General features: G+C 66.8%; 20 protein-coding genes and 1 pseudogene. 12 read left to right on the forward strand and 9 right to left on the reverse strand.

Annotated elements, in window-relative coordinates; translation table 11 throughout:
- Positions 1-142: 142 nt before the first annotated feature.
- Complete coding sequence (locus ACQEVO_RS14990) at positions 143-1,450, reverse strand: potassium channel family protein (protein ID WP_432913373.1); 1,308 nt, start codon at positions 1,448-1,450, stop codon at positions 143-145.
- A gap of 77 nt (positions 1,451-1,527) precedes the next feature.
- Between ACQEVO_RS14990 and ACQEVO_RS14995 the strand changes: the two genes are divergently transcribed.
- A complete protein-coding gene (locus ACQEVO_RS14995) occupies positions 1,528-2,961 on the forward strand; it encodes a TrkH family potassium uptake protein (protein ID WP_432913375.1) in 1,434 nt (477 codons plus the stop codon).
- A gap of 31 nt (positions 2,962-2,992) precedes the next feature.
- Complete coding sequence (locus ACQEVO_RS15000) at positions 2,993-3,625, forward strand: potassium channel family protein (RefSeq protein ID WP_432922698.1); 633 nt, start codon at positions 2,993-2,995, stop codon at positions 3,623-3,625.
- A 64-nt stretch (positions 3,626-3,689) separates the two neighbouring features.
- Here ACQEVO_RS15000 and ACQEVO_RS15005 read toward each other — a convergent pair whose 3' ends face one another.
- Positions 3,690-4,484 carry an ABC transporter permease subunit gene (locus ACQEVO_RS15005; protein ID WP_432913377.1) on the reverse strand — a complete coding sequence of 265 codons (795 nt, stop codon included), beginning with the start codon at positions 4,482-4,484 and terminating at the stop codon, positions 3,690-3,692.
- Entirely contained in the window at positions 4,474-5,235 is a 762-nt protein-coding gene (locus ACQEVO_RS15010) for an ABC transporter ATP-binding protein (RefSeq protein ID WP_432922702.1), read from the reverse strand. The genes ACQEVO_RS15005 and ACQEVO_RS15010 overlap by 11 nt, the downstream gene beginning before the upstream one ends.
- Positions 5,236-5,446: 211 nt before the next feature.
- On the opposite strand from ACQEVO_RS15010, the gene ACQEVO_RS15015 reads away from it, so the two are divergent.
- From ACQEVO_RS15015 to ACQEVO_RS15030, 4 genes are all read left to right on the forward strand, one after another.
- Entirely contained in the window at positions 5,447-5,929 is a 483-nt protein-coding gene (locus ACQEVO_RS15015) for a GbsR/MarR family transcriptional regulator (protein ID WP_432913379.1), read from the forward strand.
- 193 nt (positions 5,930-6,122) lie between these two features.
- A complete protein-coding gene (gene nhaA / locus ACQEVO_RS15020) occupies positions 6,123-7,433 on the forward strand; it encodes a Na+/H+ antiporter NhaA (RefSeq protein WP_432913381.1) in 1,311 nt (436 codons plus the stop codon).
- A 53-nt stretch (positions 7,434-7,486) separates the two neighbouring features.
- Positions 7,487-8,350, forward strand: a complete 864-nt coding sequence (locus tag ACQEVO_RS15025; RefSeq protein WP_432913383.1) for an alpha/beta fold hydrolase — start codon at positions 7,487-7,489, stop codon at positions 8,348-8,350.
- Between the two features lie 134 nt (positions 8,351-8,484).
- Positions 8,485-9,279 (forward strand): hypothetical protein, encoded by a 795-nt coding sequence (locus ACQEVO_RS15030; RefSeq protein ID WP_432913385.1) that lies wholly within the window; start codon positions 8,485-8,487, stop codon positions 9,277-9,279.
- A gap of 65 nt (positions 9,280-9,344) precedes the next feature.
- On the opposite strand, the gene ACQEVO_RS15035 is transcribed toward ACQEVO_RS15030, so the two are convergent.
- Positions 9,345-9,950 carry a TetR/AcrR family transcriptional regulator gene (locus ACQEVO_RS15035; protein WP_432913387.1) on the reverse strand — a complete coding sequence of 202 codons (606 nt, stop codon included), beginning with the start codon at positions 9,948-9,950 and terminating at the stop codon, positions 9,345-9,347.
- A 74-nt stretch (positions 9,951-10,024) separates the two neighbouring features.
- On the opposite strand from ACQEVO_RS15035, the gene ACQEVO_RS15040 reads away from it, so the two are divergent.
- On the forward strand, positions 10,025-11,431 hold the full coding sequence (locus ACQEVO_RS15040) for an MFS transporter (RefSeq protein WP_432913388.1): 1,407 nt from the start codon (positions 10,025-10,027) through the stop codon (positions 11,429-11,431).
- Between the two features lie 139 nt (positions 11,432-11,570).
- Here ACQEVO_RS15040 and ACQEVO_RS15045 read toward each other — a convergent pair.
- Positions 11,571-12,935: pseudogene (locus ACQEVO_RS15045) on the reverse strand (MFS transporter); the annotation flags it as partial.
- Positions 12,936-13,057: 122 nt separating this feature from the next.
- Between ACQEVO_RS15045 and ACQEVO_RS15050 the strand changes: the two are divergent.
- Positions 13,058-13,963 carry a LysR family transcriptional regulator gene (locus ACQEVO_RS15050; RefSeq protein ID WP_432913390.1) on the forward strand — a complete coding sequence of 302 codons (906 nt, stop codon included), beginning with the start codon at positions 13,058-13,060 and terminating at the stop codon, positions 13,961-13,963.
- 100 nt (positions 13,964-14,063) lie between these two features.
- Here ACQEVO_RS15050 and ACQEVO_RS15055 read toward each other — a convergent pair whose 3' ends face one another.
- On the reverse strand, positions 14,064-14,675 hold the full coding sequence (locus tag ACQEVO_RS15055; RefSeq protein ID WP_432913392.1) for a TetR/AcrR family transcriptional regulator: 612 nt from the start codon (positions 14,673-14,675) through the stop codon (positions 14,064-14,066).
- A gap of 112 nt (positions 14,676-14,787) precedes the next feature.
- Here ACQEVO_RS15055 and ACQEVO_RS15060 point away from each other — a divergent pair, with 112 nt between their 5' ends.
- Positions 14,788-15,804, forward strand: coding sequence for an NADPH:quinone oxidoreductase family protein (locus tag ACQEVO_RS15060; protein WP_432913394.1), 1,017 nt, complete (start codon positions 14,788-14,790; stop codon positions 15,802-15,804).
- 303 nt (positions 15,805-16,107) lie between these two features.
- Here ACQEVO_RS15060 and ACQEVO_RS15065 read toward each other — a convergent pair whose 3' ends face one another.
- Both ACQEVO_RS15065 and ACQEVO_RS15070 read right to left on the reverse strand, forming a co-directional pair.
- Positions 16,108-16,524 carry a MerR family transcriptional regulator gene (locus ACQEVO_RS15065; RefSeq protein WP_432913396.1) on the reverse strand — a complete coding sequence of 139 codons (417 nt, stop codon included), beginning with the start codon at positions 16,522-16,524 and terminating at the stop codon, positions 16,108-16,110.
- A gap of 3 nt (positions 16,525-16,527) precedes the next feature.
- Positions 16,528-18,048 (reverse strand): SulP family inorganic anion transporter, encoded by a 1,521-nt coding sequence (locus tag ACQEVO_RS15070; protein WP_432913398.1) that lies wholly within the window; start codon positions 18,046-18,048, stop codon positions 16,528-16,530.
- Between the two features lie 310 nt (positions 18,049-18,358).
- On the opposite strand from ACQEVO_RS15070, the gene ACQEVO_RS15075 reads away from it, so the two are divergent.
- Positions 18,359-19,033 (forward strand): hypothetical protein, encoded by a 675-nt coding sequence (locus tag ACQEVO_RS15075; protein ID WP_432913399.1) that lies wholly within the window; start codon positions 18,359-18,361, stop codon positions 19,031-19,033.
- A gap of 503 nt (positions 19,034-19,536) precedes the next feature.
- On the opposite strand, the gene ACQEVO_RS15080 is transcribed toward ACQEVO_RS15075, so the two are convergent.
- Complete coding sequence (locus ACQEVO_RS15080; RefSeq protein ID WP_432913401.1) at positions 19,537-20,031, reverse strand: GbsR/MarR family transcriptional regulator; 495 nt, start codon at positions 20,029-20,031, stop codon at positions 19,537-19,539.
- A gap of 91 nt (positions 20,032-20,122) precedes the next feature.
- On the opposite strand from ACQEVO_RS15080, the gene ACQEVO_RS15085 reads away from it, so the two are divergent.
- Positions 20,123-21,037 carry an ABC transporter ATP-binding protein gene (locus ACQEVO_RS15085; protein ID WP_432913403.1) on the forward strand — a complete coding sequence of 305 codons (915 nt, stop codon included), beginning with the start codon at positions 20,123-20,125 and terminating at the stop codon, positions 21,035-21,037.
- On the forward strand, positions 21,034-22,704 hold the full coding sequence (locus ACQEVO_RS15090; RefSeq protein WP_432913405.1) for an ABC transporter permease: 1,671 nt from the start codon (positions 21,034-21,036) through the stop codon (positions 22,702-22,704). Before ACQEVO_RS15085 ends, ACQEVO_RS15090 begins: the two co-directional genes overlap by 4 nt.
- Positions 22,705-22,714 lie beyond the last annotated feature (10 nt).

Here is a 22,714-nt window from a genome sequence, read left to right on the forward strand (position 1 = left end):
ATTGTATCAAATGTTTCAATACCTACTGAAATTTTTGGGGTACAGCTGTCCAAGGTGGACTGCACTGACCGGTCGCACCCGGTATCCGCGCCACACGGCCGGAACGGCCTTCTCGGAAACCCGGCGTCGCGTGTGTGGCCGGCTACGGCTGACCGCGGCGGGGTGGCAGTGGAGTGGCGGGGGTGGCGATGCGCCGGAGGTAGAGGAGTTGGTCGCCGGGGCGGATGGTGTAGGTGGCGGGGGTGTCGAGTGGGTGTGGGTGCTGGTCGCGGACGATGCTGACGACGAGGTCGGGCAGTGTGCGGGGGTCGTGGCCGATTTCGTGGGGGTGGGGCGAGCGTTGGGCGAGGGTGAATCCGCTGCCGGGGGTGAGGAGGTCTTCGACGAGTTGGACGGTGTGCGGGTGGTGGGTGGCCGAGCCCAGGAGTCGTCCGGCGGTTTCGGAGGAGGTGAGCACGCTGTTGGCTCCGGCCTGGTGCAGGAGATTGATGTTTTCGCTTTCACGGGCGGCGACGGTGATGGTTGCGCGAGGTGCCAGCCGGCGGGCGGTGAGGGTAGCCAACACTGTGGTTTCGTCGCGGTCGGTGGCGATGATGACCGATCGGCAGCGTGGGAGGCAGGCCAGGCGCAGGGTGTCCGCTGTAGCGGGGCCGTGCAGGGTGACGAGCCCGTGGCTGGCGGCGGCGTCGATGGCGAGTGGGTTGGGATCGATTGCCACAATGGAGGTGGGCGGAATGTCGGCAGCGAGCAGGACTTGGGCGGCGGTGCGCCCTTTGGTTCCGTAGCCGATGATTATGGTGTGGTCGTGGACGCGGTGGCGCCAGCGTTGGATGCGGAAGTTTTGGCGGGAGCTCTCGGTGAGCGCCGAGAGGGTGGTGCCGACGAGCACGATGAGGAAGAACACGCGTAGCGGTGTGACGACGAAGGTGTTGACCAGACGCGCGTGATCGGTGATCGGCGCGATGTCTCCGTAGCCGGTGGTCGACAGGGACACGGTCGCGTAGTAGGCACAGTCGAGAAGCGAAACTTTACCGTCGGCGGCGTCGGTGTAGCCCTCTCGTCCGAGGTAGACGACCAGCACTGTGGCGGCCAGGGCGGCGAGTGCGTACCCGAGGCGCAGGCCGATCGCGCGAACGGGGCTGGGCGTGTGTTCGGGGATGCGAACGATCCCGACCAACCTGGATGCGGCCCGCGCCGCGCGGGAGCGGGCAGGCGCCCGTGCCGGGAAAATCACCGCGAGGCCGACCCGTTTGCTGTCCAGCCCGGCCGGGTCGAGTGGTACGGGCGGGCCGTACAGCAGCGGTTCACGGTATCTCCCTGGTCGCAGCACGATAATGCTCACCGACCAGGCTTCCCGGCACACCGCCGAACACGGTAGCAGCTCGGCACCACCGAATTGCGGCCCATGCGTGGCGCGCCCGGCACGGTGGGCCAGCAGTCTTGCACTCACCCAGGGATGGCAGTAGCTTCCGGCGGGTCCACCCGTCAGCGGCGGCGGCCACCATGCCGCCCAGCCCGGCCCGAGGAATGCCCCTGAGTACTTCACGCACGCCCCCCGGCGCTGCTCGCACGCTGCCCGGCAGCGCGGCGGCGCGCCGGCTCGGCAGCTGGTTGCGGCAACCGCGGCATCCCGCACGGTTGGTGGTGTTCGGCTTCGGCGCAGCCACCGTGGTGGGCACCCTTCTGTTGATACTCCCGATCTCGTCGGAGTCAAGAACCTTTACGGACCCGGTCACGGCGTTGTTCACCGCGGTATCGGCGGTGTGTGTGACCGGGCTGGTGGTCGTGGACACCGAAGGTCATTGGTCATTGTTCGGGGAACTGGTGATCCTCGCGCTGATCCAGATCGGCGGGCTCGGGATCATGACCCTGGCCTCACTGCTAGGCCTGCTGGTGGCGCGCCGAATGGGCCTGCGAATGCAGCTCATCGCCCAAACGGAAACCAAAACGGTGCGGCTGGGAGAAAGCCGGCGGGTGGTCATCGGGGTCATCCGGATGAGCCTGCTGGTCGAGGCGCTGGTGGCGGTCGCACTCGCGGCGCGGTTCATGATCGGCTACGACCAGCGCGGGTGGCACGGGGTGTATCTCGGGGTGTTCCACGCGGTGTCGGCGTACAACAACGCCGGGTTCGCGCTGTATTCGGACAGTCTGATGGGGTTCGCCACCGACCCGTGGATCATCGTGCCGATCTCACTGGCCCTGGTCGTCGGGGGCTTGGGGTTTCCGGTGATCTTCGAGGTCACCCGGTCACTGCGCCGGCAACGGATACCGGGCAAGAAATGGCGGCGGTGGTCGCTGCACACTCGGATCACGCTGGTCACCTACGCCCTGCTGAGTGCGGTGGGGGTGGTTGCGGTGATCGCGTTCGAGTGGACGAATCCGGGCACTTTAGGGCCGCTGGGTACTACGCACAAGTTGCTGGTGGGTGGCTTTCACGGGCTCACGCCTCGTACCGCGGGCTTCAATTCGCTGGATGTGGGGTCCATGCATTCGGCGACGTTGCTGGTCAACGATGTGCTGATGTTCGTCGGTGGTGGCAGTGCGGGTACTGCCGGCGGGATCAAGGTGACCACGTTCGCGTTGCTGGCGTTTGTGATCATGGCCGAGGTGCGGGGCGAGCCGACGGTGCATGTGATGGGGCGGCGGTTGGCCGCACCGGTGCAGCGTCAGGCGATCACGGTGGCCCTGCTCGGTGTCGGTGCCGTGGTGATCGGCACGCTCTCCCTGCTGGTGATCACCGGGATGGACCTGGATGCGGTGCTGTTCGAGGCGGTGTCGGCGTTCGGGACAGTCGGTCTGTCGACCGGTATCACCGCCGATATCCCCGGTCCGGGGCTTATCGTGTTGATCGTGTTGATGTTCATCGGGCGGCTGGGCCCGATCACCCTGGCCACCGCGCTGGCGCTGCGTGACCGCGGCCGGCGCTACGAACTGCCCGAGGAGCGTCCCATTGTCGGGTAGGACTCCGCGTAAACAGGGCACCCGGGTCGTGGTGGTGGGACTTGGGCGGTTCGGCAGTGCACTGGCGCGGGAGCTGGTCACCCACGGCTCGGAAGTGCTGGCAATCGATTCCAATCAGACTCTGGTTCAGCAGTATTCCGACGAGCTCACCCACGTCGCGGTCGCCGACACCACCGATATGGACGCCCTCGAACAGCTGGGGGTCCCGGACTTTCCCCACGCGGTGGTGGGGATCGGCTCCAATATGGAGGCCAGCATCCTGACCACCTCGCTACTGGCCGATTTCCGGATCCCCAAGATCTGGGCCAAGGCCACCAGCCGCCGCCACGGCCAGATCCTGGAACGCGTCGGCGCCCACCATGTGGTGTTGCCCGAGCACGATATGGGTGAACGTGTTGCGCATCTGGTCACCGGCCGGATGATCGACTACATAGAGTTCGACACCGACTATGCCATGGCCAAGACCAGCGCACCCCGGACCAGTATCGGCAAAACGCTGACGGCCAGCGGCCTGCGCCAGCATTTCGACATCACCGTGGTGGCGATCAAACACCGCGGCGGCGAATTCACCTACGCCACCGCCGACACCGTGGTCGCCGCCGGTGACGTGCTCATCGTGTCCGGCCGCATCGAAGAAGTGGAACGCTTCGCCGACCTCACCTGAACACGCCGCCGCACGTGGGCAAGCCCCGCGGCTCAGGTAGCCGCGGGGCTCGGGCGGATGGAATTCAGGAGCGCAGGTCCCGCTGGTTGAACCGGAAGAACCCGAGAGCTACCAGGACAATGCTCACCGCGAGCAGAATCGCCGCGTCGGCCCATGGCATTCCGTTACGCAGTGGTTCGCTACCGATGTAGTAGTGGAACGGCGAGAGATACTTCAACCAATCCGCGCCGATCACTCCAGCGAGGTTGCCGGCGATATAGGTGAGCACGCCGATGGCCACCGAGATACCCAGCACCGGGCCGCGTTTGCCGAGCGCCGCCCCCAGCCCGACGGCCAGTGCACCGAAGGTGATGCCGAGCAACGCCAACTGCACACACTGGGCGGCGAACTCGGCGATGCCGATCGATTCCAGCTCGGCGCCGGACCTAATCGCCAGCATGCCGGCGAACACCAGCACCGCGATGGCGACCGCACCGGTGACCAACCCGGCGAACCGCTCCACAGCCAGCCGGGTCCGACCGACCGGATGGGCCAGCAGCAGGTCCAGGTAGCCGGTTTCCTCGTCGCCGGCGACGGCGCGGGCACCGAAAGTCACCCCGAACGCCATGACCAGTAGCGGAAGCAGCAGCCCGAAAACCGTCGACCCCAGGTAACCGGCGGCCGAGCCGATGTCCTGCATCCGGAGCGCTTCGCGCATGGCCTCGGGGTAGTTCTGGACGGTTTCGGCCATACCGCCGCTGCCGCCGATCTGCGGGTAGAACGCGGCATACATCAGGCCGACCGCCGCGGTACCGATAGACCAGGCCGCCAGCGCGCGGCGATTATCGGTGAGGGTCCGGGTGTAGATATCAGGCAGCATCGACTTCTCCGGTGTAATAGCTGTGGAACAGATCTTCGAGGGCGGGCTCGGTGACCAGCAGACCCGCAACGTGATGACCGGCCAGGGCACGCAGCAGGGCATCGGGACTGCCGGTCACCTGGCAGCGCAGCGTCGAGCCCTCGAACCGCACCTCGGCCACCCCGGTCAGACCGGTGAAGGCAGAGGTGTCGACGGGCCCGGTGAAGGTGACCTCGACATCGCGAACCGCGCCGGCGCGCAATCCGGCGACGGTATCGAGAGCGACCAGCCGGCCCTCGCGGATGATGGCCACACGGTCGGCCACTGCTTCGACTTCACTCATGATGTGACTGGACATGAACACCGTCTGCCCGCCGGTGGCGGCCTCGGTGACCATGTCGAGGAAGATCTGCTGCGCCAAGGGGTCCAGGCCGGAAGTGGGTTCGTCGAGGATGAGCAGTTCGGGTTCGTGCATGAATGCCTGCACCAGCCCGACCTTCTGCCGGTTGCCCTTCGACAGCGCCGAGATCTGCTTGGTCTGGTCCAGTTCCAGCCGCTCACACAGGACGTCGATACGATCGGCACCCACTCCCCCGCGCAAGGCAGCAAGGAAGCGCAGTGCGGCCCCGACCTTCTGCCGCCCGGGCGCAACGAAATCCCCGGCGAGATAACCGATCCGCTCGTGCAACGCCACCGCGTCGGCGCGGGGATCCAGGCCGAGGACCCGGGCGGTCCCGGCGGTCGGGCGGATGAGGTCCAGCAGCAGGCGGATGGTCGTGGATTTTCCGGCGCCGTTGGGGGCCCAGGTATCCGAAGACCTCGCCTCGTTCGACCGACAGGGACAGTTCGACCAGACCTCGGGACGAGCCGTAGGTCTTCGTGAGCCCGTTCAGCTCGATTGCTTTCACCATGCGACAGAATGTATCGAGCTTTCAGAGATTTGTAAATACTCAGAATTTTCGCAGTACTGATACGTTGGAAGCATGGGAACCAATGAGCGATTGCGGGAAGCCGCGGAGAAACTGGCCCTGACACTCTCGGCCGGCGGCGGGATGCAACGGTCGACCGCACGCGTACTGACGGCGCTGCTCTACACCGAGCAGGACACGATGACCGCCGCCGATCTGTGCGCGGAGTTGTCGATCAGCTCCGGTGCGGTATCGACCGCGATCAAACATCTGATGCCGGTCGGCCTGATCGAACGCGTGCCCGCGCCGGGCAGCCGCCGCGACCACTACCGTTTCCGAGCCGGCGCCTGGGCAGCGCTGATGTCACAGCAGAACACGCTGCTGGCCACCATGCGCGACTCGGCGCAGGAAGGTATCGACGCCACCGGCCCCGATACCGTCACCGCACGGCGCCTGCACGAAATGCAGGACTTCTACACCTTTATGCTCAATGAACTCGTCCCCCTGATCGACCGCTGGCGCGAGCAGTACACCGCCGACCACCCCGCACCGAACTGATCGCTGCCGCCCACAGGTTTCGAGAGCTGCAGCGCTGCCAGCCGTGGGAAATGGCGGACGTCTGATGAACGGCCGCGTTTGCGCTTCCAGCGGTCTATACGGCATCTTTACAGCAGGAGAGCCGGGAAGTCTGGTCGGCGTACCCGGTCCATGTTGGGCCGGGGTCGCTGCCGACGAAAGATGACCCGCGCCGATGAGCTCACCGCCACCCCGTCCCGCACTATTTGCCCGGGGTTCCTGGCCCGAGACCCGACGGATCACCGCCATTCTGCGCACCGAAACCGCCGGGGGCACGCTCCTGATCATCGCTGCGGCCATTGGGCTGATCTGGGCCAACACCCCCTGGTCGAGCGCCTACGAGGCGCTGCGCGATTTCCAGGTGGGCCCGGCGGGCCTGCATCTGAACCTTTCGCTGGAGACGTGGGCCGCCGACGGGTTGCTGGCGGTGTTCTTCTTCGTCGTCGGTCTCGAGCTCAAACGCGAATTCGTCGCTGGGGACCTGCGTGATCCGCGCCGGGCGGCGCTGCCGGTGGTGGCGGCAGTCGGTGGGATGGTCGGCCCTGCGCTGATCTTCCTCGCGTTCAACCTCGGCAACGGCGACGCTGTCAAGGGCTGGGCGATCCCCACCGCCACCGATATCGCCTTCGCACTGGCCGTCCTCGCGGTCGTCAGTTCTCATCTCCCCACCGCTCTGCGCACCTTCTTGCTCACCCTCGCAGTGGTCGACGATCTGCTCGCGGTGACGGTGATCGCGCTCTTCTACACCGACGAACTGCACCTGCCCTACCTGGGACTGGCTGTGTTCCCCCTCGCCGCCTTCACCTTCGCGGTCCAGCGCCGGATCCGCTCGCCGTGGGTGCTGGTACCGCTGGCGGTGGCGACCTGGTGGCTGGTGCACGAGTCCGGCGTCCACGCCACCGTCGCCGGGGTCCTGCTGGGCTTCGCTGTGCCCGTTCTCACCACCCGGTCCGGGGTGGGTGATCCGTCGGCGAAGGACCCAGGGTTGGCCGAGTGGTTCGAGCATCGGATCCGCCCGTTGACCGCCGGTTTCGCGGTGCCGGTGTTCGCGTTCTTCGCCGCCGGAGTGACCATCGGCGGGCTCGACGGGTTGGTCGATTCACTCACCGACCGGGTCACCCTCGGCATCGTCGTCGGTTTGGTGGCCGGTAAGGCATTCGGAATTCTGCTCACGACCTTCTTGACAGCGAAACTCACGCGCGCCGAGCTGGATTCCGACCTGAGCTGGATCGACGTCACCGGCGTGGCATTGCTCGGCGGGATCGGATTCACGGTCTCACTGCTGATCGGGGAACTCGCCTTCGCCGACCAACCGCGCTGGGAAGACCATGTCCGCATCGGGGTCCTAGCCGGCACCCTGACCGCCGCCCTGCTGGCCACCATCGTGCTCCGCCTGCGTAACCGCGTCTACCGCCGCATCGACGAAGAAGAAACCCGGGACGACGACAACGACGGCATCCCCGATATCTACCAGCAAGGTTCCTGACCATGCCGTCCTCATTCGAAGCCCGTCACACATCGGAAAAGGGGGCTCGGCCGATGGGATCGGCATACATCAACATCCCCAGCGGTGAAGTGATCGGTCTGTGGTGCACCGAGCAACTACAGGAATGGAATATTGCCCATCGGCGCTGGACCATCACGACATCGGCCGGACCCACCCGCGTCGTGGCGCTGGGCCATGAACACGAGTCGGGGCCCACTGTTGTGGTAGTCCCGGGAACGAATATGAACACCGCTGCCTCACTCCCCTTTCTGGCCGAACTGGCGGCGCGCTACCGAGTCATCGCCATGGATGTACCAGGGCAACCCGGGCTGAGCACGTCACAGCGGCCGCGCAGAGACCGGATGGCCTGGTACGGGCGGTGGCTCGGCGAGGTGCTGGAACAGACCGTGCCCGAAACGGCCGTACTGCTCGGGCATTCACTGGGCGGCGCGATCGCCCTGGTCTGCCCACCCGAACAAGTCGCCGGCCGTGTACTCGTAGCGCCGGCCGGGCTCGTGCGCCTGAAGGTACCGCCACGCCTGCTCGCGGCAACCCTGGCCTGGCTCGCCGCGCCCTCACCAGACCGCACACACCGCCTCCTGCGCCTGATGACGAGCCCGGAACAGCCCGTGTCACCGCATCTCGTGGAGTGGATGACCCTGGTCGCCCGCTACTGCCGGACCACCCTGGCACCTGCTCCTCTGGCTCACACGCTGCTCGACCGCTGCCGGTCGGCGCCCTGTGTGGTGGCCACCGGCTCCCACGACATCTTCCTGCCACCCGGCCATCTCGGACCTGCCGTCCGTGACCTGCTCGGAACCGAACTACGCGTACTCGAAGGCTGTGGCCACCTGGCGCTCGACGACGATCCAGCCGGTGTCGTGGCACTGGTGGACGATCTCACCGGACGACTGTGAGACCGGATCGGCCGGCCGGACGGCGCCGGAGCACGCCGAATTGGACCGCCTCGGCAGTGCTGGCCGCGATCCTCGCGGCCAGCACTGCCTACGCGATATCAGTGATCTACGACTTCACTCGAGGCCGGCCAGTCGTGGCCGAGGTAGACCACTGCACCAGCGTGCGACCCGCCGGTTGCTCGGGCGAGTGGACCTTTCCGGACGGTACCGTCGGCGACGGGAGAATCGCCGGAGCGAGCGGAGTCGACGAGGGACACCGGCTCGACGTCCTGGTCGGGCCGATCTGGGGCGCATACCTGGATACCCCGTCGACGCTCGTCTGGCAGCTCGCACCGGTACCGACCGTGTATGCGATGGTGCTGGCAGGCTGGGCGATCGCGCGATTGCGCCGCGCCCGCGCCCACCGGAGGACCCGCGACTTCACCACAAGTCTCCGGCCGGGCCAGGAGTTGTATCTCGTACGCGATGCGGAGATCACCGACGCCGACGGACATCCGCGCTGGACCGGCCGCCGAATCGGCTATCGACTCGCGGTCCTGGAGGAGCCGGGCACGGACGCATTGCATATCCGCCACAGCACTGCCGCCCGCTACTTTTATTACGCGAACGGAACCTACGCGGGGGCAATCCTGCGCGAACGGCGAATGACTCCCCGCCTCGGTCTCGCGCTCTGCGACGAGCGTGGCGCCGCGTTCGCCTTCGCGACCAGCGTCGACCACCCGTTGTCGTGGCAGGTCACCAGCGCTGACGGCTATTTCCGATATGCCCGGATCCTGATTACGGCACAGGGCCACATCGTGGCGGTCGAACCGGCCGCTCCGCCGCTGCTACGACCGCTGATATTCGGCTTCGTGATCGAATACGACCGGATCGTCTTCGAGGCAGGCGGCGGTCTCGGGCTCGAATACCGTCGCCACATAGCCCGGTGAGGGCCGGATGAAGGTCGTGGCATTTCTCTGGGGGTACAGCAGGCGCTGCGTGGTGTCGAAGCGGTTCATTGTGGCGGGAAAAGCTGATCGAGGTGGTAGCGCAGGAGCTCAGCTGCGGTCTCGGTGGTCTGCTGGCCCGCCAGCACGCTGGTGCCGATCCCGTTGGCCAGGGCGACCAGCCGAGCGGCCTCCTGCTGCGGGTCGATCCCGGGGGCGAGCTCACCGTAGACGGCAGCGCGAGTAAGCGCGTCGGCGAGTTGTGTTCGGTGGCGGTCAATCCCGGCGGCGAAGGACGGAGTATCCAGGTCGGGATCGGTGAGCGCGAGCATGGCGTAGGAGGTGCCGACCAGATGGAAGACCCGGCTGGGTTCATCGGTGGGCAGGGCTTCGGTGAGGAACGCTTCGACGAACGCGCGCGGCGGCGGCGGGTCGGGTAGGCCGGCTAGGCGTTGGGCCCAGCGTTGGTGTGATTGCTGTTCGAGGTGTTCCAAGGCGCCGAGCAACAGTCCGGTTTTGGTGCGGAAGTAGTACTGCACCAGCCGCAGCGAGATCCCCGCTTCGGTGGCGACCGAGCGCATGGTGACCGCGTGCAGGCCGTCGCGGGCGGCGACGCGCACCAGTGCCTCGGCGATCTGTGTGCGGCGTGCGGTGTGGTCGGCGGTCCTGGGCACCCGATTCCCTCCTAACTTCCACAACTTGATACAAGTGTATACGGTACATCTGTATCAGTGTGGAGGTGGCGGGTATGCGACTCGACCCGGACGACACGGCGGCAGACCCTGCGGGGCCGGTGCGAGCTGCGGCGGTGCTGGTTGTGGTGTGTGTGGCGCAGTTCATGGTGGTGCTCGATATCTCGGTGGTGAACGTGGCGTTGCCCTCGATCCGCTCGTCGCTGGGGTTGGGTGAGGTCGGGTTGGGGTGGGTGGTCAATGCCTATGCGCTGGTGTTCGCCGGGTTGCTGCTGCTGGGTGGGCGCCTGACCGACCTGTTCGGACGTCGGCGGATGTTGCTGGCCGGGCTGGGACTGTTCACCGCGGCGAGCCTGGCCGGTGGGCTGGCCGAGACCGGGGCGTGGTTGATCGGTGCGCGGGTGGTCCAAGGGATGGGTGCGGCGGCGTTGGCGCCGGTGACGTTGGCGATCTTGACCACGACTTTCACGGAAGGTCCGGGCCGGACCCGGGCGCTGGCGATATGGACGGCACTCGGAATGGCCGGCGGCACGGCGGGAAACCTGCTCGGCGGCGTGCTCACCGAGTGGTGGTCGTGGCGGGCAACGCTGCTGATCAACGTCCCGATCGGTGTGATCGCTGCCGTGATGGCGCTGCGCGTGATCACCGCCGCCCGGCCCGCGGCCCGGCCGCGGGTGGATGTGGTGGGGGCGGCGCTGGTCACCGGCGGGCTCGCGGCTCTGACTTATGGGGTCGGAGAGGCCGCGGCCCGTGGCTGGACGGCAGCGCCGACGGTGGCCGGTGTCGGTGTGGGTGTATTGCTGCTGGTGGGATTCGCTCTGGTGGAGACACAGTGGGTGCGTGCGCCGTTGTTTCCGGTGCGGTTGCTGCGGATTCGGTCGGTGACCGCCGGGAACCTGATCCTGCTGCTGGCTGGCGCGTGTCTGAATCCGATGTGGTTCTTCCTCACCCTGTCGATGCAGACCGGTCTCGGATACAGCCCGTTGCTGACCGGCCTGGCGTTCCTGCCGCACACCGTGGTCACCATCGTGGTCGGGGTCTGGGTGACGCCGTGGCTGATGCGGCTCATAGACGCCCGGACGCTGATCGCGGTGGGTGCCCTGGTGGCGGCCGCCGGGTTCGTATGGCAGGCGCAGCTGCATCCCGGCAGCGGGTATGTGGCCGGGATTCTGGGCCCGGCCGTGGTGTTCAGCATCGGGGCCGGACTGCTGAACACCCCGATCACTGCCGCCGTTACTTCCGGAGTCCCCTCCGAGGACGCGGGGGCAGCGTCGGGGTTGATGAACACGACCAAGCAGATCGGGGCCGCGCTCGGGTTGGCGGTGCTGATCACGGTGGCTGCGCCGGGCACCCTGGACGGCTACAACCGGGCGTTCGCCGCGATCGCGGTGGTGATGGTGACGGCTGCGGCCGCCGCGGTGCTGGTGCCCGCCCACCGAGGCTCCACCGAGGCCGGGCGGTAGCGTCCGGGACGCGGGTCACGACGATGTCGGGTTTCCGGTGCTGGTCCGGCCGGTGGGGGGTGGTGATGTCGGGCAGGGTCAGCGACACGGCGCGTTGGCGTGAGTCATGCCGGGTTGCCCGTTGCGCTTGCCCGCTCGGGACTGGCCTCCTCGCGCGGGCAACCCGCTGGGTCGCGGCGATCGCGAGGCCCACCACGCAGACTGCCGCGGCGACGACGAATGGCAGAAACGCGACGATGTCGTCATGGCTTTGGGTCAGGAGTGCACTGGCGACGGCGGCGGCGATGGTGGCGCCGACCTGTCTTGTGGCATTGAGGATGCCACCGACCGATCCGGTGGCCTCGGGATCGGCGTGATCGACCGCGAAGGCGACCAGCGCAGGCAGGGTCCATGACACTCCGAGACCGGAGAGCAGCAGCCCGAGGGCGAGGACGAGCGGCTGGTGATGGCCGGCGATCGCAACCGCGACCAGGCACAGCCCGACTGGGAAGGAGATGAAGCCCATGCGGATCGGTCGCAGTGGCCCGTGGGCGGCGACGATGCGCCCGGTGAGCAGTGGATTCACTGCGACCAGCAAAGTCATCGGCAACAGTGTCGCTCCGGCCCCTACTGCTGTGGTGTCGAGCAGCAGCGGGATGGAGAAGATCACGGTCGTCAGGGCGTAGTTGACCGCGGCACCCCAGCCGAACGCAGTCCACACCGCGCGATTGCGACGCAGGGCAGCTGGAACCAACGGTGCCGGCGAGCGGCGATCGACCGCCGTGGTGCCGACTGTGAGGCCGGCCGCGAGCAAACCGAAGACGGCCGCCAGGAGCCAGGAGCGTTGGCCGGCCTGGGTGATGGCAAGCGTTGCGGTGGTCAGCGTTGCCGCCAGCCCGATGTGTGGGAGCCAGGAGATCTCCCGTGCGTGCCGCGTGCCGGCGATCGATGTGCGGCAAAGCACCAGGACAACAACTGCCAGGGGCGCGTTGATCAGGAAGACTGACCGCCAACCATCAGCCGCGATGAGCCAGCCACCCAGCACGGGTCCGGCGGCCATCGCGACACCGCTGATCGCTGCCCATGCGCTGATCGCGCTACCGCGGCGCGCCGGGTCGGGATACAAGCTGGCGATCAGGCTCAGGGAGCTGGGGATGATGGCTGCGGCGAACAGCCCCAGCAGCGCCCGAAAGACCAGCAGCGCTGCGAGGGTGGGCGCGAGCGCGCAGCCCAGAGATGCAACGCCGAAGCCGATGAGTCCGAGGATGAAGACCCGGTAGGCCCCGCAGCGATCGGCCAGGCTGCCGCCGAAGACCACAGCGGCCGCCAGTGCCATCGTGTAGATAATGGTCGCCCACCCGACCCCGACGACATCGGTGTGAAGGGAGGACATGATGCTGGGCTCGGCCACGGCGAGCACGGTTGTGTCCAGCAGCACCATGAAGTAGGCCAGCGATATGCCTACGAGTTGAGGTGTTGGTCGACGCTGGGGAAGCTCGGTTGAACGGGTTGAGAGGCCAGGCATGGATCTCCTCGATGATGAGACGGTTTCGTCGAGACGAGACCCTCCGCTTTCCGTGCCCTCGGTTCGACCGGTGAAACCGCACCGGCATTCGGAATATCCGAACACCCGCCTAGAGTGGTTCCGTGGACTTGGACCAGCTGCGGACCGCGATCGCGCTGGTCCGGCATCGAACCGTCAACCGGACCGCAGCCGCGTTGAGCCTGGCACCGTCGTCGGTCTCCGACCGGATTCGCCGACTCGAGGCCGACCTCGGGGCCTCGTTGTTCACCCGCGATCGAAGCGGCATGCGTCCCACCGCAGCCGCACGGGCCTATCTGGCGTCTGCGGGCGCGGCGCTCGAGGCCCTCGACGTCGCGGCCGAGCGACTCCACGCCGCGCCAGGACTCACCGTGGGGGCACAGGCCTCGATCGCCGACGCACTCCTTCCCGTGGTCTTGGACGACCTACGACGAGCGCGGCCAGACCTCAACGTGCAGCTACGCCCCGATCCCGACCGAATCTGGCTCCTTGCAGCGCTCGACCACGGCGAGATCGACGTCGCCGTGCTCCTCGACGTCGGCGAGCATGTCGGTGACCTCGGATTCGCCCACCCCGCCGCGGCGATCGAGTACCTCGACGTACGCGAGGTCCCTATGACCGTCGTCGTGCCGCCGGATCATCCGCTGCTCGGTCGCGCAGTGACGATGCAGGAGATCCAGCAAACAGGAGGCCTCATCGGCCGGGAATCGCGCTGCTCCTTCTGGATGGCCACCAAACGCTGGCTCGGCCCCGACACAGACCTCACCGCCGTCGGCGGACTGGCGCAGGTCCGCGAATGGGTCGCCACCGGCCGCGGGATCGCGCTGTTGCCCACGTTCACGGTTCATGCCGACCTCGGCTCACGACGCCTCGCCCAGCTCGACGTCCCACCCGCCACCTCTCCAACTGAGACTCATCTGGCGCGACGACCACAAGGACGCGAACGCCCTACGTCAGCTGCTCTACGCCCTCACGCAGGCATGAATCCAAATCAGCACAGTTGCCGCTGAGCGCTAACGTTGAAACTGCGCAAGCCTGGCAGATGATCGGATGATGTTGGGAGCCTCGACGGAGCGGTCGGCACGCACCCAAGCGCGCACAGGACAGCGTCTACAGGGTTCCTGTGAGCGCGGGCCATCCGGCCATCGCGCCCGTGACGACGTCTTCCAGTTCGGCGCGCGTCGCACCATCGCGGGCTTGGATCGAGAGACCCTGCACGATAGTGGCGTAATAGCGGGCGACCGTGTCGATGTCGACCCCGCTCGCTGTGAGCTCGCCGTCGTTGATCCCGCGTTGTAGCCGGTCCCTTATCGCCGTGAACTGGGACCGCCGGATGTCAGCCAGGAACTCGCGGATGGGCTCGTTCTCGATCGCGCCCGTGGGTGCGGCGAGGATGAGCATGCAGTAGTGCGGAGCGTCGGACCGCGTGATCTGGTCGACGGTCGCGCGCAGCATGGCGTGGATCGCCTCTCGCACGGCCGAGTGCTCGTCGAGTGCGTTGCGGGGCGGTGCGCCGGCGGACGCTCCGTAGCGGTCCATGACCTGGCGGAAGAGGCTCTCTTTGCTGCCGAAGTAGGAGTAGATGCTCGCCGAGGCGATGCCCATCGCCCGGGTCAGGTCGCTGAGTGAGGTGCCCTCGTAGCCGCGCTCCCAGAACACCTCGAGCGCCTGCTGCAAGGCGGTGTCGGGGTCGAATGTGAGCGGCCTCCCGCGACTGGCCATACCGGTGCGCCTCCCACTTTGTTTGTCGTTCGATAAACATTACCTTGACCGGCCTCGGGCTCCGTGACAAGGTTTATTTTGTCAATCACTAAACAAACCGGATCGGATGGTCATGAGCATTCCTGCAACGATGCGCGCCCTACAGCAGTCGGCCTTGGACGGGCCCAAGAGTCTTCGCCTGGTACCTGATGCGCCGGTTCCGGCCCCCGGCCCAGGCGAAGTTCTGATCCGGGTCGGGGCGGCGGGCGTCAACTACGTCGATATCTCGCAGTCCCATGGCGTGTTCGCAGGTGGGCCGCAGCCGCCGTACGTGGCCGGCATCGAGGCTGCGGGCGAGGTCGTGGCGCTCGGCGAAGGCGTTTCCGGCGTCGAGTTCGGCTCTCACGTCATCGGCGTCACAATCATGGGAGGGGCCTTCGCGGAGTACGCCGTGCTGACGGCAGCAGGGATTGTGCCGTTGCCGCCCGGTTGGACCGACGAGCAGGCACTCGGGCTGGTCGTGTCCTGGCCGACCGCATTGGCTGCGTTGAAACCGTTGGGGCAGCTCGAAGCGGGTCAGACGGTTCTGATCCACGCGGCCGCCGGCGCAACCGGGCAGGTGGCCGTGAAGCTCGCCAAGCACTATGGCGCGACGGTGATCGCCGTGGCGTCCGCCGATAAGCACGAGGTGGTCGAGGAGCTGGGCGCGGACCACCTCCTGGACTCGCGCAGCCGCGAACTTGCTACCGAGGTCCTTCGCCTAACCGACGGCTTGGGCGTCGATCTCGTGCTAGAGTCGGTCGGCGGCGCCACCTTCGAGGCGAGCCTGGCCGCCGCCAAGCGGGTCACTGGCCGCGTCGTCGTGTTCGGCCTCGCTGGCGGGGAGGCTTCGATCACCAACTGGGACCTCGTCTACAAGCACCAAGTCCATCTCATCGGGCTGAACATCGGGATTCTGATCCAGGCCGCACCGCGCATCTTCGGCCAGGTGATGGCGGAGATGTTCGGCCTCATCGCTAGCGGGGTCCTCGGCCCAGGCACTCCTACAGCCCGCGAATTGTTGGACGGCCCGCAGGCACTCCAGGACCTCGAAGCACGCACCACAGTGGGAAAACTCGCGCTCGTGCCTTCAACATCGCTCCCGGCGTAGGCCCCCTTCGGGGGTCGAAGAACCATTCCATGACGCACAAGAATGCACTGCTGACCCAGAGGCCAACGCATCACGCCCTACACGCCACGGCACAACGGAAAGGTCGAGCGATACAACCGCATCCTCGCCGAAGAGTTGGTGTTCGGCCCACTCACGGCTGCCACCTCCATCACCACCGGCTACTGCTCGCCGCCGGGATCGCGACCGCCATCCTGGCCGGACTCTTCGACTGCATATCCCGGCTCCCACGACCGGCGCGGCGGCCGCGGCCACGGACACCGGGAGCGATGCCGCCGCAACCAATCAGGGCGATTCCGGCGAGCCGGAGCGGGTGGCGAGCAAGTCGCTGAATTCCTCGGCGTAGGCAAGATGCCGGCGCAGCCGATCAGCACTGTCGCGGGTCCGCTCCCGGCAGTGCCGCAAAAATTCGGTGGCCTTCCCGCGTTGTTCACCGGTAGCTGCCGGATCGTCGAGGACCCCGAACGCGTCGAGGAGTTCCTTCATCTCCGCCAGAGTGAACCCGAGAGGTTTCATGCGCCGGATCACCAGCAGGCGGTCCATATCCGCGGTGGTGTAGAGGCGGAACCCGCCGGCCGAACGCGCCGACGGGGTGACCAGCCCGACCTCTTCGTAGTGGCGGATCGTTTTGATCGACAGCTCGGTGCGTTCGGCAACCTGGCCGATTTGCAGGAAGCCGGTTTCGCCAGTCGTGCTGTTCATCGGTCAGTGCGCGCCGGCGAGGTGCCCGGACAGCTGACCGTGGCGGGCTTCGGAAGCCGGGTTTAAGCCGATGATCTCCACATGCTTGCCCTTGGCAGCGTATTTGGTGGTGATCGCGTCGAGCGTGGCGACGGTGGAAGCGTCCCAGATGTGTGCATCCGACATATCGATCACGATATTGTGCGGATCCCCGGCGTAGTCGAACTGGTAGACCAGATCGTTGCTGGAGGCGAAGAACAACTCCCCTCGCACCGTGTACACGCGGGTGTCGATATCGCCGTCGGCGTCGGTATCGGCCCCGTGCACCTTCTCGACCTCGGTGAAATGCGCGACCCGGTGGGCGAAGGCGACCATCGCGACCAATACTCCGACGATCACCCCGTAGGCGAGGTTGTGGGTGGCCACGGTGACACCGACGGTCACCAGCATGACCGTGGTCTCCGCGATCGGCATCCGCCGCAACGTCTTCGGCGCCAGGGAATGCCAGTCCATGGTGCCCACCGACACCATGATCATCACGGCCACCAGTGCGGCCATCGGGATCTGGGCGACCAGCCCGCCCAATCCGACGACCAGGATCAGCAGGAACAGCCCGGCCAGGAAGGTGGAAAGGCGGGTGCGGGCGCCGGATACCTTGACGTTGATCATGGTCTGCCCGATCATCGCGCAGCCGCCCATGCCGCCGAAGAATCCGGTCACGAGGTTGGCCACGCCCTGGCCCCAGCCTTCGCGGGTTTTGTCCGATTGCGAATCGGTGATGTCGTCGACCAGTTTCGCGGTCATCAGCGATTCCAGCAGCCCGACCAACGCCATCGCCAACGCGTAGGGGGCGATGATCTTCAACGTGTCCAGAGTGAGCGGCACGTCCGGAAGGAACAACGACGGCAGGCTGGAGGGCAGTTCACCCTCGTCCCCGACATCGGGCACGTTCAGCGCGAACACCATCGTCGCCGCGGTGAGAACCACGATCGCGACCAGCGGCGCCGGGATCACGGTGGTGAGCTTGGGCAGAAACACCATCACCGCGAGGCCGGCGGCGACCATCGGGTACACCAGCCACGGCACTCCGAGCAGGTGCGGGAGCTGGGCGGTGAAGATCAGGATCGCCAGCGCGTTGACGAACCCGACCATCACACTGCGCGGGATGAACCGCATCAGCTTGGCCACCCCGACAACGCTCAGCACGATCTGCAACAGCCCGGCCAGCAGCACGGTCGCGATCAGGTAGTCCAGACCGTGCTCTTTCACAACCGGCGCGATGACCAGCGCGATCGCGCCGGTTGCCGCGGAGATCATGGCCCGGCGCCCGCCCACGACGGCGATGGTGACCGCCATGGTGAACGAGGCGAACAACCCGACTCGCGGATCCACCCCGGCGATGATGGAAAACGAGATCGCCTCCGGGATCAACGCCAACGCGACCACCAGCCCGGCCAAAACCTCGATACGCAGACGCTTCGGACTACGCAGCGCCGCCCACACCGAACCCTCGGCCACCTCGGGCCGGTCAGTTGCGGAAACCATGGAAAGACTCCTGTCCAGGATATGGGCGCACGCCGGCGCCGCCGGACGAGCCACAGGCTCACCGGCCGGAACAAAACGGGAAGACAAAAGGGAGGCGTCGAGTATCTGCTCGATCACACCGGGGACCACCTCAGCGCGGCCACAGTGCCGCACCCATGTGGGGATCGATGTTCGCTCGATCCAGCACGACAGTACTCTCCCCTTGGGGGAGAGTTGCAAACCGGACGGACAGAAGGTGGCCGACGTCTCACCCCGCCACATCCGAGCGTCCGCTCCGGCCCACCGCCGCATCACCACGAGGAGCCACCCAGTGACCCCGCACCACACCACCATTCCCGCCCCGACCACCGCCACCGCCTTGTTCGGGCTATGGCGGGTTGACGGCCCCGACCACCAAGACGCCACCATCGACGCCATCCACACTGCCTGGCGGTCCCGGCCCTGGCCCGGCCCAGGCCTGGCCTCCTACTCCGTGCTCGCCTGCGACGACGGCCACCACCTGCTGCATGTCTCCCAAACCACCGACCCCAACGCGGCCACCGGCCAGGATCTCACCTGGAAACGCGACGTCGACACCGCCGAACCCGGCATCCACCGCCTCGGCGTCACCCCAGTTCGGTTGCACCGAAGCACCCCCACCCATGAGCCGATTCACAACACCGGATGCATCGTGTTCGTCACCCGCGTCTTCGACGGCCCCGATATCGACCGCGCGAACACTCTGGTGGACACCATGTTCGCTGCCGGCGAGAAGGCCCGCCCCGCACCCGGCATGATTTCGGCGAACTTTTACGTCAGCCTCGATGGGATTCACATCTACAACCACGCCCTGTGGACCAGCTCCCAAGCCCACCACACCGCGATCGACAACCCACCGAAAACCCTCGCCGACAGCGACGAGTGGCAGCAGGCTCACGCCTGGCCCGGCCTGCTGTCCACGACCTTTCAGCGGTACACACCACGCCTGCACCTCATCCCGCAATAGCAGTCCCCGCCCTGTCGCCAGTGAGCCAGAGACTGGCGGCTCGACCGCGATGGCACGGCTGTTTGCGACACCGGTGGCCGATTATAGGAGTTGCCCTGACACACTTACATCCGTCCGACGCTCGGCCACCAGGGAGTTCTACTGGATTGACTGCAACTCCGTGGATGCAGAGATGGCCGGCCGGGCGTTCTTCGAAGAGTTCAGCGGGGAAAGTAGGTGGACCTGGTCGACTAGCGCGGCGCGACCAAGACGCGAGCCGATGGCCACTGGGTGGCCGGGATCAGCAGTCTCTACAGCACGGTCTATCCACCCGGACACCAGCGCACGTCAGTTACTACCTCGGTATCGAAGATGCGACGGCCACATGCCTGGCCACCGACCATGGCAACCTGATCGCACAGTGTCACACCCCCAAAGAACCGACGCAAATCCCCACCGGAATGGCGCCGACGCAACGTCAGGCCACAGGTTCGAACCCCAAGCGACAAAAGACGGCGTGCAGTTCAGTCGGAGTCGGGGAACACCTCGCGGCGGTGCTTCTGCCAGCGGCTCATCATCTCGGGAAGTTCGGCACGCATGAACCGGTAGTACTCCAGCGTCTCACGGACCCGGCGACCACCGGGACGGGCGGCGTCGAGCAGTTCGACACCGTCACCGAGAAACCGCAAGGCCCGGTCGAGCGCCTCCTGCCGCTGCATGGTGATCGCGTACCAGACGTCCTCGTCGTAGACGCGATACGTGTCGGCGCGGGCGCCGGGTTCGCGTTCCCGGCCGAGCAGTCCGGCTTGCACCAAGTAGCGAACCGCCCCGGAGATCGCGGCCGGGCTCACCTGCAGCCCGGCCGAGAGCTCCTGGGCGGTGTAGCGCTCCGCATCGTCTGCGAGGACGTAGGCGAAAACCCGGGCCGCCATCCGTGGTGTACCCGAGTCCGCGAGCAACAGCGCGAATTGCTCGACGAACCGCAGGACCGCCTGCTCCTGCTGGTCCCGCTCGTCCACACAGACCTCCTCTACCCCTATGAACACATGCAGTTACATCATAGCCTTCAAACTATTCACACATTTGTGAAAGAAATGTACGCTGAAAGGTATGAATACCGCCGTCGCAATCTCCGGATTGCGCAAGACTTTTGGCCCCACCACCGCGCTCGACAGCCTCGACCTCGATGTCCGCCGGGGCGAGGTCCACGGATTTCTCGGACCGAACGGGGCCGGTAAGACCACGACCATCCGGGTCCTACTCGGTCTTCTACGCCCCGACAGCGGCTCCGTCCAGCTTTTGGGCGGTGACCCGTGGCGGGACGCAGTGGCGTTGCACCGTCGCCTGGCCTACGTCCCCGGCGATGTGGAACTGTGGCCGAACCTCACCGGCGGTGAGGCGATCGACGTATTCGCCCGGCTACGCGGTGCGGTGAACACGAACCGCCGCGAAGAGCTGATCGAACGGTTCGACCTGGACCCGACGAAGAAAGCCCGCACCTACTCCAAGGGCAACCGGCAGAAGGTCGCGCTGATCGCGGCACTGGCCTCGGACGCGGATCTGTTCCTGCTCGACGAACCCACCGCCGGACTCGACCCTCTTATGGAGGTGGTGTTCCAGGATGTGGTCGCCGAGGTGAAGGCACGGGGCGGCACGGTCCTGCTGTCCAGCCACATCCTGGCGCAGGTCGAGAAACTCGCCGACCGGGTGAGCATCATCCGCAGCGGGCGGGTCGTGCAGACCGGCACCCTCACCGAGCTCCGGCATCTGACCCGCACCACGGTCGAAGCCGTGACCGAACGCCCGATCGGGGACCTGAGTGCGCTGGCCGGCGTCCACAATGTGAGCACCGAGGACGGCCGGGTCCGTTTCGATGTCGACACCGACGCACTCGACGCCGCGATCGCCGCGGTCAGCCGCGCGGGCGTTCGCGCACTGACCAGCCATCCGCCCACGCTCGAAGAGCTCATGCTGCGTCATTACGGCGACGAACTCGCCGCCGCGGGCAACGGAGCAGGCGAATGACGACCACGGCAATACATTCCGGCACGCCCGCCGCGGCTCCGATCGATCCGCGGCAGACCACGTGGCGTGACACCTTGGCCGGTACCGGCGCCCTGGTACGGCTCGATCTGCGACGGGACCGGATCAAACTCCCCGCATGGGTCCTCGGTATCACGCTGATGAGCGTCTACTACGCCTCGGCGCTGCAGCAGGTGTACACAACTCCCGAGGACCTACGGGCTGTCAGCCAGTTCAGTGAGGGAGTTGTCGGCGCCCTGATCTCGGGGCCCGGCTACGGCCTGACCGACCCCACCATCGAATCGGTGATCGTCGCCGTCTATGGCCTGTACTACCTGCTGCTCGCCGCGCTGATGAATATCCTGCTCGTCTCCCGGCACACCCGCGTCGAAGAACAGACCGGACGCGCCGAACTCGTCCGCGCCAATGCCGTCGGACGCCACGCCCAGCTCACCGCCGCACTCGTCATCGCGGTCATCGCGAACCTCGCGGTGACACTGCTGATCGCCGGTTCGTTCGCCGCGGCCGGACTCGACACCTCCGACGCCTTGCTGTTCGGTGCCAGTGTCGGTGCGGCGGGTCTGGTCTTCGCCGCAATCACCGCGGTCACGGTGCAGATCACCGAATACTCCCGCGCCGCATCCGGACTCGCGGGTCTGGCACTGGGCATCGCCTACGTCATCCGCGCCGCCGGCGATGCCATCCGCGAAGGCGGCAGCGCCCTGTCGTGGCTGTCCCCGCTGGCCTGGTCACAGCAGACCCGCGCCTACGCCGACGGCCGCTGGTGGCCGCTGCTGCTATCGGTCGCGCTGGTTCTGGTAGTCACCGCGGTGGCCTACCTCCTCTCCTCGCGCCGCGATCTCGGTGCCGGGCTGGTACCGCCACGCCCCGGCCACCGGGAGGCTCCGGGCTGGCTGGCCACACCGGTGGCGCTGGCGGCCCGACTACAGCGGGCCGGGCTCATCGGCTGGGCCTGCGCTCTGGTTGCCAGTGGAGCGCTCTACGGCGGGATCGGCAACACCATCGTCGATTCTTTCGATGACCTTCCCGACCAGGTCATCGACGTCATGGGCGGCGACGCGAGCCGTATGCTCGACGGATACCTCGGCACCATGGCCTTCTTCGACGCACTGCTGGTCACGGTTTTCGCAATCCTCGCCGTGCAATCCCTGCGCACGGAGGAAACTGCTGGCCGGACCGAACCGGTGCTCGCCACCGCGACCGGACGGGTCGTCTGGTTCGCCGGATACATCGGTGTCGCGGCGCTCGGCGCGCTCACCCTGCTCGCCACGACAGGCCTCGCCCTCGGAATTGCGCTGGCGCTGTCGGTCGGCGACGCGGGCTACGTCGTCGACGGTCTCGTCTCCCACCTCGTATTCGCGCCCGCGGTGCTGCTGGTACTCGCGATCGCCGCCCTGCTCTACGGCGTCCTCCCGCAGGCGATCGGCGCCACCTGGGCACTGTTCGGGTTCGCCCTGATTCTCGGCTTCTTCGGCCCGATCATGAACCTGCCGCAGTGGATCCACGATCTGTCCCCGTTCCAGCACATCGCCCGCATCCCGATGGAAGAGCTCCGCTGGCCGGCGCTGATCGTGCTGACCGTCCTGGCCGCCGCAGCCGCTGTTGTCGGCGCCTACCGTTTCCGGGAGCGCGATCTGGACACCATCTGACCATCCGGCG

Source organism: Nocardia sp. CA-290969 (assembly GCF_050936135.1).
In the GTDB taxonomy this organism is placed as follows: Bacteria; Actinomycetota; Actinomycetes; order Mycobacteriales; family Mycobacteriaceae; genus Nocardia.

Excerpts from the sequence above, each read along its gene's own strand:
- ACQEVO_RS14995 (WP_432913375.1), top strand. The coding sequence starts at position 1,528 with ATGCCCCTGAGTACTTCACGCACGCCCCCCGGCGCTGCTCGCACGCTG.
- ACQEVO_RS15005 (WP_432913377.1), bottom strand. The coding sequence starts at position 4,484 with ATGCTGCCTGATATCTACACCCGGACCCTCACCGATAATCGCCGCGCG.
- ACQEVO_RS15015 (WP_432913379.1), top strand. The coding sequence starts at position 5,447 with ATGGGAACCAATGAGCGATTGCGGGAAGCCGCGGAGAAACTGGCCCTG.
- nhaA (WP_432913381.1), top strand. The coding sequence starts at position 6,123 with ATGAGCTCACCGCCACCCCGTCCCGCACTATTTGCCCGGGGTTCCTGG.
- ACQEVO_RS15025 (WP_432913383.1), top strand. The coding sequence starts at position 7,487 with ATGGGATCGGCATACATCAACATCCCCAGCGGTGAAGTGATCGGTCTG.
- ACQEVO_RS15040 (WP_432913388.1), top strand. The coding sequence starts at position 10,025 with ATGCGACTCGACCCGGACGACACGGCGGCAGACCCTGCGGGGCCGGTG.
- ACQEVO_RS15055 (WP_432913392.1), bottom strand. The coding sequence starts at position 14,675 with ATGGCCAGTCGCGGGAGGCCGCTCACATTCGACCCCGACACCGCCTTG.
- ACQEVO_RS15060 (WP_432913394.1), top strand. The coding sequence starts at position 14,788 with ATGAGCATTCCTGCAACGATGCGCGCCCTACAGCAGTCGGCCTTGGAC.
- ACQEVO_RS15065 (WP_432913396.1), bottom strand. The coding sequence starts at position 16,524 with ATGAACAGCACGACTGGCGAAACCGGCTTCCTGCAAATCGGCCAGGTT.
- ACQEVO_RS15070 (WP_432913398.1), bottom strand. The coding sequence starts at position 18,048 with ATGGTTTCCGCAACTGACCGGCCCGAGGTGGCCGAGGGTTCGGTGTGG.
- ACQEVO_RS15085 (WP_432913403.1), top strand. The coding sequence starts at position 20,123 with ATGAATACCGCCGTCGCAATCTCCGGATTGCGCAAGACTTTTGGCCCC.
- ACQEVO_RS15090 (WP_432913405.1), top strand. The coding sequence starts at position 21,034 with ATGACGACCACGGCAATACATTCCGGCACGCCCGCCGCGGCTCCGATC.